The 14,854-nt window shown below is 62.2% G+C and carries 15 protein-coding genes; 3 read left to right on the forward strand and 12 right to left on the reverse strand.

What is annotated here, in order from left to right:
- Positions 1-28: 28 nt before the first annotated feature.
- From mltG to FQ320_RS06730, 6 genes are all read right to left on the reverse strand, one after another.
- Positions 29-1,183 carry an endolytic transglycosylase MltG gene (mltG, locus tag FQ320_RS06705; RefSeq protein ID WP_148470939.1) on the reverse strand — a complete coding sequence of 385 codons (1,155 nt, stop codon included), beginning with the start codon at positions 1,181-1,183 and terminating at the stop codon, positions 29-31.
- Entirely contained in the window at positions 1,183-2,445 is a 1,263-nt protein-coding gene (gene fabF / locus FQ320_RS06710; RefSeq protein WP_148470940.1) for a beta-ketoacyl-ACP synthase II, read from the reverse strand. The genes mltG and fabF overlap by 1 nt, the downstream gene beginning before the upstream one ends.
- 182 nt (positions 2,446-2,627) lie before the next feature.
- Complete coding sequence (locus FQ320_RS06715; protein WP_148470941.1) at positions 2,628-2,861, reverse strand: acyl carrier protein; 234 nt, start codon at positions 2,859-2,861, stop codon at positions 2,628-2,630.
- A 211-nt stretch (positions 2,862-3,072) separates the two neighbouring features.
- Positions 3,073-3,810, reverse strand: a complete 738-nt coding sequence (gene fabG, locus FQ320_RS06720; RefSeq protein WP_148470942.1) for a 3-oxoacyl-[acyl-carrier-protein] reductase — start codon at positions 3,808-3,810, stop codon at positions 3,073-3,075.
- Positions 3,811-3,933: 123 nt separating this feature from the next.
- Positions 3,934-4,860: an ACP S-malonyltransferase gene (fabD, locus tag FQ320_RS06725; protein ID WP_148470943.1), complete on the reverse strand. Its 927-nt coding sequence runs from the start codon at positions 4,858-4,860 to the stop codon at positions 3,934-3,936.
- Positions 4,861-5,270: 410 nt separating this feature from the next.
- A complete protein-coding gene (locus tag FQ320_RS06730; RefSeq protein WP_148470944.1) occupies positions 5,271-5,927 on the reverse strand; it encodes a hypothetical protein in 657 nt (218 codons plus the stop codon).
- 255 nt (positions 5,928-6,182) lie between these two features.
- Between FQ320_RS06730 and rpsF the strand changes: the two genes are divergently transcribed.
- Genes rpsF through rplI form a run of 3 tightly spaced genes read left to right on the forward strand, consistent with a single transcriptional unit; the run spans position 6,183 to position 7,436 of the window.
- Complete coding sequence (rpsF, locus tag FQ320_RS06735) at positions 6,183-6,542, forward strand: 30S ribosomal protein S6 (protein ID WP_148470945.1); 360 nt, start codon at positions 6,183-6,185, stop codon at positions 6,540-6,542.
- A gap of 22 nt (positions 6,543-6,564) precedes the next feature.
- Complete coding sequence (gene rpsR / locus FQ320_RS06740; protein ID WP_099823931.1) at positions 6,565-6,792, forward strand: 30S ribosomal protein S18; 228 nt, start codon at positions 6,565-6,567, stop codon at positions 6,790-6,792.
- Between the two features lie 11 nt (positions 6,793-6,803).
- Positions 6,804-7,436: a 50S ribosomal protein L9 gene (rplI, locus tag FQ320_RS06745; RefSeq protein WP_148470946.1), complete on the forward strand. Its 633-nt coding sequence runs from the start codon at positions 6,804-6,806 to the stop codon at positions 7,434-7,436.
- Positions 7,437-7,499: 63 nt separating this feature from the next.
- Here the strand turns inward: rplI and FQ320_RS06750 are convergent, their stop codons facing one another.
- The 6 genes from FQ320_RS06750 to FQ320_RS06775 all read right to left on the reverse strand — a co-directional run bounded on the left by FQ320_RS06750 (position 7,500) and on the right by FQ320_RS06775 (position 14,824).
- On the reverse strand, positions 7,500-8,360 hold the full coding sequence (locus FQ320_RS06750; protein ID WP_148470947.1) for an adenylate/guanylate cyclase domain-containing protein: 861 nt from the start codon (positions 8,358-8,360) through the stop codon (positions 7,500-7,502).
- Between the two features lie 214 nt (positions 8,361-8,574).
- Positions 8,575-9,945, reverse strand: a complete 1,371-nt coding sequence (gene tig, locus FQ320_RS06755) for a trigger factor (protein ID WP_148470948.1) — start codon at positions 9,943-9,945, stop codon at positions 8,575-8,577.
- 202 nt (positions 9,946-10,147) lie between these two features.
- A complete protein-coding gene (locus tag FQ320_RS06760) occupies positions 10,148-10,930 on the reverse strand; it encodes a crotonase/enoyl-CoA hydratase family protein (RefSeq protein WP_148470949.1) in 783 nt (260 codons plus the stop codon).
- Positions 10,927-11,127 (reverse strand): hypothetical protein, encoded by a 201-nt coding sequence (locus tag FQ320_RS06765; RefSeq protein ID WP_148470950.1) that lies wholly within the window; start codon positions 11,125-11,127, stop codon positions 10,927-10,929. The genes FQ320_RS06760 and FQ320_RS06765 overlap by 4 nt, the downstream gene beginning before the upstream one ends.
- A 12-nt stretch (positions 11,128-11,139) precedes the next feature.
- Entirely contained in the window at positions 11,140-13,143 is a 2,004-nt protein-coding gene (locus FQ320_RS06770) for an acetyl/propionyl/methylcrotonyl-CoA carboxylase subunit alpha (RefSeq protein ID WP_148470951.1), read from the reverse strand.
- Between the two features lie 76 nt (positions 13,144-13,219).
- A complete protein-coding gene (locus FQ320_RS06775; protein ID WP_148470952.1) occupies positions 13,220-14,824 on the reverse strand; it encodes a carboxyl transferase domain-containing protein in 1,605 nt (534 codons plus the stop codon).
- Positions 14,825-14,854: the final 30 nt, after the last annotated feature.

The following is a 14,854-nucleotide window of genomic DNA, read 5'->3' on the forward strand; positions in this document are numbered from 1 at the left end:
CCATTAACAAAATCCTAATGGCCCCGTTTCAGGGGTTCGCCCGCTCTGCCTCGATCCGGCGCCATTTGGCAACGTTGTCGTTATGCTCGGCAAGGGTTTTGGCAAAGGCGTGACCACCCGTACCATCGGCCACGAAGAACAGAAATTCACTGTCCACGGGGTTCACCGCCGCCTGCAAACTGGCCAACCCGGGGTTGGCAATCGGCGTCGGCGGCAACCCGTCAATGCGATAGGTATTATAAGGCGTTTCGCGGTCCAACTCGCTGCGCCGCAGACCCCGGCCCAACACGCCCTGCCCATTGGTGACGCCATAGATAACCGCCGGGTCGGTCTGCAACCGCATCCCCTGACGCAGACGGTTGACGAACACTGCCGCCACCTCTCCACGTTCCTCAGGAACGCCGGTTTCCTTTTCGATCAGCGAGGCAAGGATCAGCGCCTCCTCAGGCGTTGTCACCGGCAGATCATCGGCCCGGTTGCGCCAGATTTCGGCCACCCGATCCTGCTGCGCGGTCTGCATCAGGGCCACCAGCGCACCTCGGTCGGCGCCCGGCTTTACCTCGTAATTGTCGGGCGCAAGCGATCCTTCTACCGGAATCTCTGACACCTCACCGGTCAGAAATTCGGCAGCCTTCAACCCTTCGATCACCTGCCAGCTGGTCACACCTTCCGCCATCGCGATCGAGAACCGCGTATCGGCCTTGTCGCGCACCGCAAGGTATTCTTCCGGTCCCTCATCGGTGGTGGGATCGAATTCTGCCTTGTTTTCAAACCGGTTGGTCGCCGGGTCCAATTCGCGCACCCGCAGGTTCAGCGCAGTTACGCCGATGTTCAGAACCACCGCCGTGCCGCAGGTGCTCGCCCCGCCGCGTGTGACGATATCCACAATTTCGGCCATCGACGCGCGTTCTGGCACCAGAAAGCTTCCTGCCTTCAGCGCCTCTGCCTTGTCGGAATAATCGGCACCGATGCGAAAGATCTGCGGGCTGGAAATCGCACCCTGACCGGCCAGATCAGCGGAAACCCGGTTCATGTTCGAACCTGCTTCGACCTGCACACAGATCGCCTGAGCCAAGGGTCCCTCGGCCGAATACTGCGCCTTGCCCCAAGCCACGATTCCCCCCGCTGCCGCCAGTATCAGGACGGAAATGGTCAGAAAATTCGAGGCAATATGCCGCCACATCAGCTTTGAACCCGTCGCAGGACCAGTGAAGCATTGGTGCCGCCAAATCCGAACGAGTTGCTCAGGGCCACATCAATCTTCCGTTCAACTTTTGCGTTCGCAGCAAGGTTCAGCTTTGGCGTCACCGCCGGGTTGTCCAGATTGATCGTTGGCGGCGCCACATTGTCACGCATCGCCAGGATACAGAATATGGCCTCGACAGCGCCGGCCGCCCCCAAAAGGTGCCCAATGCTTGATTTCGTCGAAGACATCACCGCATTGCCCGCCGCATCGCCAAGCAACCGCTCGACCGCGCCCAACTCGATGGTGTCGGCCATGGTGCTGGTGCCGTGAGCGTTGATATAGTCGATATCGGCAGGTTCCAACCCGGCCCTGTCCAACGCCGCCTTCATGGCCCGAAACCCACCATTGCCGTCCTCAGAAGGAGCAGTAATGTGATAGGCATCGCCGGACAGTCCGTAACCGATCACCTCGGCATAGATCTTTGCCCCACGCGCCATAGCATGTTCGTATTCCTCCAGCACGACGACACCTGCGCCCTCGCCCATGACAAACCCATCCCGGTCAACGTCATAGGGGCGTGAAGCCTTGGTCGGATCATCGGCCCGCTGGGTGCTCAGCGCCTTGCAAGCGTTGAATCCGGCAATGCCGATTTCGCAAATCGGGCTCTCGGTCCCCCCGGCGATCATCACCTCGGCGTCGCCCCACTGAATCAGCCGGGCGGCATCACCGATGGCATGGGCGCCGGTTGAACAGGCGGTGACAACCGCATGGTTCGGACCTTTGAAGCCATACCGGATCGACACCTGACCGCTGACCAGATTGATCAGAGCGCCGGGGATGAAGAACGGTGAAACCCTGCGCGGCCCGCGCTCTTTCAGCAAAACGGCGGTTTCAGCGATACTTTGCAAACCGCCGATCCCGCTGCCGATCATCACGCCGGTGCGCAGGCGGTCTTCTTCGTCCTCGGGCATCCATCCCGAATCCTCGACCGCCATTTTCGCAGCCGCCATACCATACAGAATAAAGTCGTCGACCTTGCGCTGTTCCTTGGGTTCCATGAACAGATTGGGATTGAACGTGCCGTCGCTGCCATCGCCGCGCGGAACTTCACAGGCATATCCGGTGGCCAGATGCGATGCATCGAACCGGGTGATCGTGCCCGCACCGGATTGCCCGTCCAGCAAACGCTTCCAGGTTTCCTCGACCCCCGCGGCCAACGGAGTGACCATTCCAAGACCGGTGACAACAACTCGCCGCATGTTCATCCTCTCGATGGTTTCAGGGGCCTGATACACTCTCGGTACCCGGGCGCAAAGTGCAACCCGTATCGGGCTGGCATGGTTCCGCCCGAACCCGGCCCCGAAAAAGGAAAAAGCGGCGCATCCGACCGGAAACACCGCCTGCTCTCATGTAGTTATTCCTACCCCTGAGGGTTCAGGAATCAGGACGCTTCGGTAATGAACTTCACCGCGTCGCCAAATGTCTGGATGGTTTCGGCGGCGTCGTCGGGGATCTCGATCCCGAACTCTTCCTCGAACGCCATCACCAATTCGACCGTGTCCAGGCTGTCGGCGCCCAGATCATCGATGAACGAAGCGTTCTCGGTGACCTTTGCTTCTTCAACGCCCAGATGCTCGACGACGATCTTCTTCACGCGCGGTGCGATGTCGCTCATATCTTTCCCTCTCAGGTTCTCGGGGTATGGCCCCCGTTGTCTATACGACCACTTGGGCCACTCGTCCTGTTCATATGACAGGCAATTGCGGGTTCGCCAAGGCTCCCCCGAAATTTGTGCGCCGCCTATAGCATATCGCCGTTGCCGTGCAAACGGTTTCGCCATGCTGTGGAGGGCGAGCGGCAGGTCTTACCGCGTCACCGCCAGCCCGTCAAAGCATCGCCATTCCGCCGTTCACGTGCAAGGTTGCGCCGGTGACATAGCCGCTCTCTTTACTTGCCAGATACAGGACGGCGGCGGCGATTTCATCCGCCTCGCCCATACGGCCAATCGGCACCTGACCCAGCAGTGCGGTTTTCTGGTCGTCGTTCAGTCCTGCCGTCATGTCCGACACGATGAAGCCCGGTGCCACCGAATTCACGGTGATTCCCCGGCTGGCCACTTCCAGCGCGAGGGATTTCGAAAATCCGACCATTCCGGCCTTGCTCGCCGCATAATTTGCCTGCCCCGGATTGCCGGCAGAACCGACGATCGACGAGATGTTGACGATCCGCCCCCACCGCGCCTTCATCATGCCGCGCAACACGCCCTTGGACAGTTTCATCACCGCCGTCAGGTTGACCTCCAACACGCGGTCCCACTGATCATCACTCATACGCAGCATCAGGCCGTCGGCGGTGATACCCGCGTTGTTGACCAGAATATCGACCGAACCCATGGCATCCACTGCCTGCTTCGGCAGCGCCTCGACCGCCGCCCGGTCAGACAGATTGCACGGCAAGACATAGGCTCGCTCGCCCAGCTCATCGGCCAGCGCCTGCAATGGCGCTTCGCGCGTGCCAGACAGCCCGACCGTCGCCCCCGCACCATGCAGCGCGCGGGCAATCGCACCGCCCAGCCCGCCCGATGCGCCCGTAATCAATGCCGTTTTTCCTGTCAGATCGAACATGCGATCTCCCTTGTTTGCGTTGTTCCGGCGCCCTTTGCGCCATCCTGCGCCGCGCCAACGGCAAATCTGGTCGTCTAATCTCTTGCGGTCGAAGGGGAGTCCGAAACCCCCGCCTCCCTGCGGTCAGAGACGTGCCCGCACATCGTCTGGCGTGCCGACCGCCGCAATGTCCGCCTCGCGGGCGATCCGCCGGATCATGCCCGACAGCGCCTTGCCTGCGCCGATTTCCCAAAATTCGCTGACCCCTGCGGTTTCCATCACTGCCACGCTCTCACGCCAGCGGACCACGCCAGTGATCTGGCGCACCAGAAGATCGCGGATCGTGTCCGGATCGCTCACCGGCAAGGCGGTGACATTGCTGATCACCGGCACCACGGGCACGTTGATCGTCACATCGGCCAAGGCCTCGGCCATTTCGCGCGCTGCAGGCTCCATCAGGGCACAATGGAAGGGCGCCGAAACCGGCAGCATCAGCGCCCGCTTCGCGCCCGCCGCCTTGGCCCGGTCCACCGCGCGGCCCACGGCCGCCGCATCGCCCGAAATCACGACCTGCGCCGGATCATTGTCGTTGGCGGCCTGACACACCTGACCCTCAGAGGCATCCGCCGCCAGCGCCTGCACCGCCGCAAAATCCAGCCCGAGGATCGCCGCCATGGCGCCCTGACCAACCGGAACCGCCGCCTGCATGGCCAGCCCGCGCCGCCGCAACAGCCGCGCCGCGTCGGCGATGCTGAACGCCCCCGTCGCGGCCAGTGCCGAATATTCGCCCAGAGAATGCCCCGCCACAAAGGCCGCGCTGTCCACCGTGATACCTTCGGCGGCAAGCGCCCGCATGGCCGCCATCGAGGTTGCCATCAGCGCCGGTTGCGCATTGGCGGTCAGCGTCAGATCATCCGCCGTCCCCTCCCAGATCAGCGCCGAGAGTTTTTCGCCCAAGGCGTCATCCACCTCGTCAAAGACGGCGCGGGCCTCGGGCCAGGTTTCGGCCAGGGCGCGCCCCATGCCGATGGTCTGGGCACCCTGCCCGGGAAACACGAATGCGCGGCTCATATCGGACCTCTTCTGTCACTCTCGATCGTGGGCCCGACGACGGGCCTGCGCATTCGTTAACGCGCCAACCAGCCCTGCGCAACAGCCGGGCAGCCCCGCAGAGTTGCGGGACGCGAGCGTCGCGCAGATGCGCAGATGCCCGCTTATATCGGGTTGGACCCGCTCTTATCTCTTTGGGATAGGTTGCCACAGACCAGCTCGACCGATGACTGATCCAGCGATTTTTGCCAAAACCCGGCCCGGCTTGATCGTGGCACGTCTTGGCGGTTTGTCACGATGTCTCGTAAGGTTTGATTGCAGTTTGGTGCGATCAAGGGGCGAGGCAGTTGCGGCAACCGAAGCTTCCACGGCCCAATTCGCGCAACCCATAGCGATCTATCCGCCGGTACAGCACTGGCATCGGGCGGGGTTCAGGCGCCCAGCAATTCGCCCATCGCACCACTGTCCGGCTCGGACACAGCACTGACGGATGCCGGGCCGGACTGTACCCTCAGGGCAAATCCGCGCGCGCGGATCATGTCCTGACTGATCCGGCGGCGCATCGGTTCCAACGCCTCTGCGCTGCCAACACCGACAAGGATATCGCCATCAACCTCGCGCAGCCGCAGATACAGACAGGATGTATCGCAGGTCCCGCGGTTGTGCCGGATGATCAGGCTGTCGATCTTTTCGAACGGCACCGACAACAGAACCTGTTCGCGCCCCGCATTTGTACGCACGACCTGCCGCAGACGTCCGTGAATCAGATCTATGCGCGCCTCATAATGCGGCTGGGCCCGCGTCACCCACAACAGCCGCGTCGCCAACCCGACCAAAACCGCGCTGAGCACCAGTTTGATCAGAACGACATCGGCAGAGTTTTGCGCATCCGATTTGATCCAGAGCACCGCAAGCCCGGTCAGAATCAGCATTGCCAGAGCGCGCATCGAACGCTCCCATGCCACCACGCGGGCCAGCGTCCGTCGCCCCTGTGTCAGGACATACCCGTCATAAGCGTCGAACATCGACAGCGTTGCGGCGGCGGCCCGTGCGGTGTCTGTCTTGGTCATGGCGGCAACTAGGGTCATGGCAAAACTCATCATTGGGTTTTCTATGCATCGACCCTAGGCAGGGAAATTGTCGGTGTTTGGGTCCGAATAGGCCGGAATAAAGGCAGAACGGCAGGACAAGGCGCGCATCTTGCCCTTGCATCGCCGGGCCCCCCTCCGTAAAAGCGCCCATCCTTCCGCAGAGTCTTGCAAACCGCGCAGCCTCTCGTGACCGGCAGCGGAAGGTAACTTGCTGGTCTATGAAATGCGCCTGTAAACAGAACTGGATACCGCATGCCGCTTTACGAGCATGTCTTCATTTCCCGGCAGGATCTGAGCAACACTCAGGCCGAGGGATTGATCGAACACTTCAGCACCGTCATTGCCGACAACGGTGGCAAAGTGGTCGAGAATGAATACTGGGGCGTCAAGACGATGGCCTATAAGATCAACAAGAACCGCAAGGGGCACTATGCCTTTTTGCGCACCGACGCCCCCGCTCCTGCCGTTCAGGAAATGGAGCGTCTGATGCGCCTGCACGACGACGTGATGCGCGTTCTGACGATCAAGATGGATGAGCACGCCGAAGGCCCCTCGATCCAGATGCAAAAGCGTGACGAACGTGACCGCGGCGATCGCCGCGAACGCCGCTGAGCCCCGGGAAAGGACATAAACCATGGCAACGAAACCATTTTTCCGCCGCCGCAAGGTCTGCCCGTTCTCGGGCGACAATGCACCAAAGATCGACTATAAGGACACGCGTCTGCTGCAACGGTATATCTCCGAGCGCGGCAAGATCGTTCCTTCGCGCATCACCGCCGTGTCGGCGAAAAAGCAGCGTGAACTGGCCCGCGCCATCAAGCGCGCGCGTTTTCTCGCCCTGCTGCCCTATGCAGTGAACTGAGGAGAGACACCATGCAAGTCATCCTTCTTGAGCGCGTGGCCAAACTTGGCCAGATGGGCGAAGTCGTGAACGTCAAGTCCGGCTATGCGCGCAACTTCTTGCTGCCACAGAAAAAAGCCTTGTGGGCATCCCCCGCAAACCTGGCCGCTTTCGAACAGCAGAAGGCTCAACTTGAGGCCAATAACCTCGAGTCCAAAAAAGAGGCCGAATCTATGGCCAAAAAGCTGAACGGGCAAAAGTTTGTCGTGATCCGTTCGGCATCCGATTCGGGTGCGCTCTATGGCTCCGTCACAACCCGTGACGCCGCCGACGCCGCACAGGAATCGGGCTTTACCGTGGACCGCAAGCAGGTCGCGCTGATTGCCCCGATCAAGTATCTGGGTCTGCACGACGTTGTGTTCACGCTCCACCCCGAAGTTCAGGCAACCATTCAGCTGAACGTCGCACGTTCGGTCGAAGAAGCCGAGCTTCAGGCATCGGGCAAATCGATTCAAGAACTGGCCGCCGAAGAAGAAGCAGCGGCTGAGTTCGAGATTCAGGAGTTGTTCGACGATATCGGTGGCGCCGCCAACGAAGATTTCGGCGACGACGAACGCCCCGCACCCCGTGCGGACAGCGACAACGACGGCGACGACAACAACTGATCCTCGCAAATGTGAAAAGCTGCGGGCCGCATCACAATGATGCGGCCCGTTTGCGTTGATGGCTCAGCGCCCGTCCAGCCTGCCTAGGGTGAATGACAACTCGGTCAGGTCCTCGCCCGGGGCGCCCAGCCTGATCGCGCCGTTGCCGGACAAAAGCGTCCGACGTCGATGGACCGCCATATCCGGTCCGTCCCCCATACGCACCACCGACCCCACCGTGCTGTGATCCGAGTATTCCAACTGACCGCTGCGGATGGCCAGCGACCCGTGATCGCGCGAAACCGACGGGTGCGCCGCGACGATGTCACAGTCTTCGGCCCGCCCGATGCTCAGCCGCCCGCCCTCGACCAACTGCCAGTGCCGCGTTCCCAGCGAAATCGCCGCCAGCACCGCAACCGTATCCTGCGCCCCGCCCGACACAACCGTCTGCGCGGCAAGGCTGGTCACGGAACAGGAAAACACAGCTGTCGGCGCTTCTTTCCCACGCAGCGGCAGCGCTCCGACCGCGACGAACCGCGCCCGGTGGTCGGCTGAAAGATCGTCGTGACAGTGATCCCCGAACAGGATCTCTCCGGGCTTCGCCAGCCCGGCCAGACGCGCGGCGGTGTTCACCGCATTGCCATAGATGTCGTCAGCATGGCTGAGGATATCGCCAAAATATCCCCCTGCGTGAATGGCAAGATTGTCAGGCCAGGGTTCGTTGATCATCGCCCAGGCCGCCTGAAACGCCCGGTCAGGGTGATCAAAGAACGACAGGATGTCATCACCCCGCGCCTTGACGCAATGCCCGCCCGCCGCTTCGATCAGCACACGCATCCGCATCAGAACCGCATCGATCCGCGCCAGCGCAGGACCACTGCCCAGGGCTTCGTACAACCGGGTGCTGCCGGTCACGTCTGACACAAGGACACAGGCCAGGGACATGTCGCTCAGGGCTCCTAAGGGTATGGGCGGTTGCGCTACCACCCCTGATCCTAGACCGGGCCGCCCCACATGCGCAACTGCACCGGTCCACAGACAGCAGGCCGGGTGCGGCGGACTTGGGCGTTGAAATCGCCCCGAAATTACCCGGGTGGAAAACGCAAAAGGGCCGCCCGGTTATGGGCGACCCTTGTTTTCTGCGGTGCGGTCCTGAAAATCAGGCGTCCGTGGCGTCCGTGACGTTTACGGCTTCCGCTTCTTCGTCTTCCAGCGCCGCAACGGCGGCCTGAAGTTCGTCCTTGGTGACGGACTTTTCGGTCACAGTCGCCAGTTCGAAGACATAGTCGACGACTTTGTCCTCAAAGATTGGCGCCTGAAGCTGCTGGCGCATCTGCGGATTGTTCTGAACAAATTCAAAGAACTGCCGTTCCTGCCCGGGATACTGCCGTGCCTGTGTCAGCACCGCTTGGGTCAGTTCGGCGTCAGATACCGAAATCTCGTTCTTGCGGCCCAGTTCAGCCAACAGCAGACCAAGGCGCACGCGACGCTCGGCCAGTTTGTTGTGTTCGTCGGTCGGAGTGACTTCCGGGTGATCGTGGCCCTGAACCTCGGGGTTGTCTTCGTGCCACAGCTGATGCGCGATCTGGTTCGCCTCGGCTTCGACCAGGCTCGGGGGCAAATCAAAGCTGACCTGCTCGTCCAGGCTGTCCAGCAAAGCACGTTTCATCACCGCGCGGGCCGCGCCGGAATATTCCGCCGTCAGACGTTCGCGGATCTGCTCTTTCAACGCATCCAGGCTTTCGGCGCCGAAACCTTTGGCCAACTCGTCATCGATCACGGTTTCCGCAGGCTTTTTGACCTCTTTCACGGTGACAGCAAAGCTTGCCTCTTTGCCCGCCAGGTTTTCGGCCTGATAATCGTCGGGAAAGTTGACCTTGACCTCGATCTCGTCAGCGGTCTTGACGCCGACCAGCTGCTCCTCGAAGCCCGGGATGAAAGAATTCGAGCCAAGCACCAGAGGATAATCTTCGGCTGCTCCGCCTTCGAATTTCTCACCGTCGATCGAGCCGACAAAATCGATCACGACCTGATCGTCGTTCTTTGCCTTGCCCTTGGGGCCGCGTGCCTCATAGCTTTTGCGGCTTTCGGCCAGTTGGCCCAGCGCTTCGTCGACGGCGGCGTCATCGGGTGTGACGACCATCTTTTCCAGCTTCAGGCCCGAGGCGTCGAAATCGGGGATCTCAGGCAATGCCTCATAGGACATGTCGACCTGAATATCGTCGCCCTCTTTCCAGTTCGCGTTGGTCATCTCGACCTTCGGCTGCATGGCAGGGCGATCGCCGCTGTCTTCAAAATGCTTCGACATGGCGCCATCGACAGTTTCCTGCATCGCCTCGCCCAGAAGCTTGGGACCGAATTGCTTTTTCAGCAGCGCCAGGGGCACTTTGCCCTTGCGAAATCCCTTCATCTGGACCTCGCCGCGTGACTCTTCCAGCTTTTCGTTCACCTTGGCGTCCAGTTCAGACGCCGGAACGGTGATCTGATACGCGCGCTTCAGGCCTTCGTTCAGGGTTTCAGTGACCTGCATTGCAATTCCTCTCTGGGTCCGGACATGTATGACATCCGGTCGGTGCGACCGGGCTGCATTCAGCCGGAATCATTCCACGACGCCAGCGGTACGCGCGGGCGCAAACTCGGGCTCTCGTAACAAAGAAAAAATGGGTGTTCTAGGGCAAAATCGCAAATCGCGGCCTTGGCGCAAAAATGGCTTGCCTCATGACCGGCCGGATTCAGCCCCAGCGAGGTGTCGTGCGATCCAGAAATGCAGCGATCCCATGGGCCGCCTCTTCGGCTTCCCATGTGTCGGCCAGACGGATGATGGTGTCCTCGATCACGCTCGCGTCGATTCGTGGGCCCAGCGCCCGCGCCAGCGCCTTGGCCCGGCCCACAGCACCGGGCGCGACGCAAAGATAGGGCGCAACCTCGGCCTCGACCAGCGCTTCGAGTTCGTCCAGCGCACCGATCCGCGCCACCAGCCCCAGATCGCGCGCCTCGGTCGCATCGAACAGCCGCGCCGACATGAACACGCGGCGCGCCCGCCCCTCGCCCATGCGGGCAAGGACATAGGGGCCGATGGTGGCGGGAATCAGCCCCAGCCGGGTTTCCGTCAGACCGAACATCGCGCCTTCCTCGGCCACCACGACGTCACAAACCGCGGCGAGCCCGACACCGCCACCATAAGCGCCGCCGTGAATCCGCCCGATCAACGGCGTTGGCATTTCGTTCAGCGCGTTGAGCATCATCGCCAGCCTGCGCGCCGCGGCCATCCGCCCGGCCCGGTCGGCGGCGATCTGTTCGCGCATCCACAACAGATCACCCCCGGCGCAGAACAGCTTGCCCGCCCCCGACAGCACGATGGCGCGAGTATCCGTTGCAGCGCCGAGGGTTTGCGCCACGTCGGTCAGTTCGGCGATCATCGCTGCCGACATCGCATTGCGCTTTTCCGGCAGGTTCAGAACCACCTCGGCCACACCGCGCCTATCGACGCTGACCGCCAGAGTTTCATAATTCATACCATCCCCTTCAAATCCAAGGCGAACCGGACGGCCAGCACCTGTGCCACTTCGGCCATCTGCGACACCGATTTCGCGCTGGTGAAAGCCGTCACCCCGGTGCCCGCGCAGTCCGACCGCGTATCAAGCAGCGCAATCCTGTCGATAATCCAGCGGGTGGGGTGTTTCGCAACCTGTCGCGCGGGCCGACATTGCATAACGCCCCCCGCTCAACCATCCTCGGGCACCAGAGTAAGCAACATCGTTCCGTCATCCACCTGATCGCCGGGACGGGCCAGCACCGCTTCCACCCTGCCATCGCGCGGGGCAGTCAGGGTGTGTTCCATCTTCATCGCTTCAAGCACCAGCAGAGGGTCGCCCCGGCGCACCATCTGCCCCGGTTCGGCCATGATCAACTTTACCAACCCCGGCATCGGCGCGGAAATCTGGTCGCCCCCCGACTCGGGGCCTGCGGAATGCTCCAGATCGTCTGGCACCATAAAGACATGGCTGCGCGCCCCGGTAAAAACCGTCACCCGTTCGCCCATGCGCACCACATCCAACGTCCGGGTCATACCACCGCAGGTCATCACAACCCGGGTTCCGTCACCTGTCACCACATGAAGGTCGCAGGTTTCGCCGTTGATATCACTGGTGAACCGTCCCTGCCCGGCAATCGCGACCGAAACCTCAATCCGCTCATCCCCCCGGATCAGGACCACAGATTGCCGCGCCTCGCCCCATTGCCGCCAGCCGGTCAACAGATCCCATGGGTCGCCCCCGGTCCGCGCTGTCAATAGCCCCAGAGCCGCCAGAGCGGCAATGACAGTTTCCGCGCCGTTAGGTTCAACGCCAGCCGTGAGTGTTTCAAGATTGCGCGCGATCAGCCCGGTATCGACGCGCCCGGCCGCAAAATCGCTATCCCGCGCCAAGGCGCCGAGAAATTCCAGATTGGTGACTGCCCCCGCCACATGGCACCCGCCCAGCGCCTGCGCCAGCCGGTTCAGCGCCTCGGTGCGGGTCGGTGCATGCACGATCACCTTGGCGATCATCGGGTCATACCACGGGCTGATGACATCGCCCTGCCGCACTCCGCTGTCGATCCGCACCGGGCCGCGTTGAAAGGCAGATGCCGGCGGAAAGGCCAGATGGTGGAGCGTTCCTGTGGCGGGCAGAAACCCCTTTGGCACATCTTCGGCATAGACCCGAGCTTCGATCGCATGGCCGTCGATGCGCAGATCACCCTGCGCAAATGGCAGGGGTTCTCCCGCCGCGATCCTGAATTGCAGCTCGACGAAATCAAGCCCGGTGATCGCTTCGGACACCGGATGTTCCACCTGCAGCCGCGTGTTCATCTCCATGAACCAGAACCCGTCAGCACGCAGCCCGCGTGATCCGTCGGCAATGAACTCAACCGTTCCGGCACCGACGTACCCCGCTGCACGCGCCGCCTCGACCGCAGCGGCGCCCATGGCAGCACGGACCTCTTCGGGCATACCTGGCGCCGGAGCTTCCTCGATCACCTTCTGGTGGCGGCGTTGCAGGGAACAGTCGCGTTCAAACAGATGTACGACATTGCCGTGAGAGTCGGCGAAAATCTGAATCTCGACGTGGCGCGGCGTGGTGACATAGCGTTCGATCAGAACCGCCGGATCACCGAAACTTGCCAGCGCCTCGCGTCGGGCACTGTCCAGCGACGCCTTGAAATCGCCGGGCTTCTCGACCAGCCGCATACCCTTGCCGCCGCCGCCTGCCCGCGCCTTGATCAGCACGGGATATCCGATCTGTTCGGCCTCTTGCGCCAACAGATCGTCACCCTGCCCGGCCCCGTGATACCCCGGCACCACCGGCACGCCGGCCTTTTCCATCAGCGCCTTTGCCGCATCCTTCAGCCCCATCGCCCGGATGGCCGCTTCAGGTGGCCCGACAAACACCAGACCCGCCGCCGCAACCGCCGCGACAAAATCGGGGTTTTCCGACAGGAACCCGTATCCCGGATGGATCGCCTGTGCGCCGGTTGCCAAAGCCGCGGCGATGATCGCATCACCCCGCAGGTAGCTTTCGGCCACGGGCGCCGGGCCGATTCTGAGCGACAGATCCGCCATGGTGACATGCAGCGCGCCTGCATCGGCATCGGAATACACCGCCACGGTGCGAATCCCCATGGCCCGTGCCGTGGCAATCACGCGACAGGCGATTTCGCCCCGGTTGGCAACAAGGATGGTGTGGAACATCATCTGCGCCCCGCCGCTGTTTTATTCCCGTGGTTTACTTCACCCGGTTTCATCGCGCCCTGTTTCATCACCGCCCTCACATCCGGAACACGCCAAACCGCGTGTCCGCGATCGGCGCATTGCGCGTCGTGGCCAGCGACAGCGCCAGCACGTCGCGGGTCTTGCGCGGATCAATGATCCCGTCGTCCCACAGCCGCGCGCTGGCATAGAGCGGATGCGACTGTTCCTCGAACATCCGGGTTGTGGGCTCTTTGAACGCCGCTTCCTCCTCCGCTGACCATGTTCCGCCTTTGCGTTCGATCCCGTCTCGGCGCACCGAGGCCAAAACCCCTGCCGCCTGTTCGCCGCCCATCACCGAGATCCGCGAATTAGGCCAGGTCCACAGGAACCGCGGTGAAAACGCTCGTCCGCACATGCCGTAATTGCCCGCACCAAACGATCCGCCCACCAACAGCGTGATTTTCGGCACCGAGGTTGTCGCCACCGCCGTCACCAGCTTGGCCCCGTCCTTCGCGATGCCGCCTGCCTCGTATTTCCGGCCCACCATGAAACCGGTGATGTTTTGCAGGAACACCAGCGGGATTTTGCGCTGACTGCACAATTCGACGAAATGCGCCCCCTTCAGTGCGGATTCCGAGAACAACACGCCATTGTTGGCGACGATGCCCACCGGCATCCCCATCACATGGGCAAAGCCACAGACAAGCGTGGCACCATAGCGCGCCTTGAATTCATCAAACCGACTGCCGTCGACGGTGCGCGCGATCACCTCGCGGATGTCATAGGGGGTCTTCAGATCGGTAGGCACGACGCCGGGAATTTCGCACGGATCGTAAAGCGGTGGGTCGCCGCCATCCGGCGCGGGCATCGCCCCGCCCCGACCCAAAGACGCCACCGCCTGCCGTGCAAGCGCCAGCGCGTGACTGTCGGATTCGGCCAGATGATCCGCCACGCCCGAAAGACGGGTGTGCACATCGCCGCCACCCAGATCCTCGGCGCTGACCACTTCGCCGGTTGCCGCCTTGACCAAGGGCGGACCGGCGAGAAAGATCGTGCCCTGACCGCGAACGATGATCGTCACATCCGACATTGCGGGCACATAGGCCCCCCCGGCGGTGCACGACCCCATGACCACGGCAATCTGCGCAATCCCTGCCGCCGACATCTGCGCCTGATTGTAAAAAATCCGCCCGAAGTGATCGCGGTCAGGAAATACTTCATCCTGATTGGGCAGGTTCGCGCCGCCGCTGTCGACAAGATAGACGCAGGACAGCCGGTTCGCCTGTGCTATTTCCTGTGCGCGCAAGTGTTTCTTGACGGTCATCGGGTAATATGTGCCGCCCTTCACGGTGGCATCATTACAGACCACCATAACCTCGCGCCCCGTGACGCGGCCCACTCCCGCGATCAATCCCGCCCCTGGTGCGGCGCCGTCGTACAGCCCGTGCGCCGCGAACATTCCGATCTCAAGAAACGGCGATCCGGGGTCAAGCAATGCCGCCACCCGGTCGCGGGGCAACAGCTTGCCGCGCGCCAGATGCCGTGCTCGGGAGGTATCGCCACCGCCTGCCATGGCGTCTCCGGCGGCCTTGGCCACCTCATCCAGCCCGGCCGTATGGGCGGCCATATTGGCGGCAAACGTTTCGGAGCGTGGCGACACCTGTGATTTCAGAACCGCCATCCGTGCCCCCCCTGTTGCCCGATACTAGGC

The organism is Oceaniovalibus sp. ACAM 378, assembly GCF_008085915.1.
GTDB lineage: Bacteria > Pseudomonadota > Alphaproteobacteria > Rhodobacterales > Rhodobacteraceae > Oceaniglobus.

Coding starts and splice junctions, on each gene's coding strand:
- mltG (WP_148470939.1), bottom strand. CDS start 1,183: ATGTGGCGGCATATTGCCTCGAATTTTCTGACCATTTCCGTCCTGATA.
- fabF (WP_148470940.1), bottom strand. CDS start 2,445: ATGCGGCGAGTTGTTGTCACCGGTCTTGGAATGGTCACTCCGTTGGCC.
- FQ320_RS06715 (WP_148470941.1), bottom strand. CDS start 2,861: ATGAGCGACATCGCACCGCGCGTGAAGAAGATCGTCGTCGAGCATCTG.
- fabG (WP_148470942.1), bottom strand. CDS start 3,810: ATGTTCGATCTGACAGGAAAAACGGCATTGATTACGGGCGCATCGGGC.
- fabD (WP_148470943.1), bottom strand. CDS start 4,860: ATGAGCCGCGCATTCGTGTTTCCCGGGCAGGGTGCCCAGACCATCGGC.
- FQ320_RS06730 (WP_148470944.1), bottom strand. CDS start 5,927: ATGACCCTAGTTGCCGCCATGACCAAGACAGACACCGCACGGGCCGCC.
- rpsF (WP_148470945.1), top strand. CDS start 6,183: ATGCCGCTTTACGAGCATGTCTTCATTTCCCGGCAGGATCTGAGCAAC.
- rpsR (WP_099823931.1), top strand. CDS start 6,565: ATGGCAACGAAACCATTTTTCCGCCGCCGCAAGGTCTGCCCGTTCTCG.
- rplI (WP_148470946.1), top strand. CDS start 6,804: ATGCAAGTCATCCTTCTTGAGCGCGTGGCCAAACTTGGCCAGATGGGC.
- FQ320_RS06750 (WP_148470947.1), bottom strand. CDS start 8,360: ATGTCCCTGGCCTGTGTCCTTGTGTCAGACGTGACCGGCAGCACCCGG.
- tig (WP_148470948.1), bottom strand. CDS start 9,945: ATGCAGGTCACTGAAACCCTGAACGAAGGCCTGAAGCGCGCGTATCAG.
- FQ320_RS06760 (WP_148470949.1), bottom strand. CDS start 10,930: ATGAATTATGAAACTCTGGCGGTCAGCGTCGATAGGCGCGGTGTGGCC.
- FQ320_RS06765 (WP_148470950.1), bottom strand. CDS start 11,127: ATGCAATGTCGGCCCGCGCGACAGGTTGCGAAACACCCCACCCGCTGG.
- FQ320_RS06770 (WP_148470951.1), bottom strand. CDS start 13,143: ATGTTCCACACCATCCTTGTTGCCAACCGGGGCGAAATCGCCTGTCGC.
- FQ320_RS06775 (WP_148470952.1), bottom strand. CDS start 14,824: ATGGCGGTTCTGAAATCACAGGTGTCGCCACGCTCCGAAACGTTTGCC.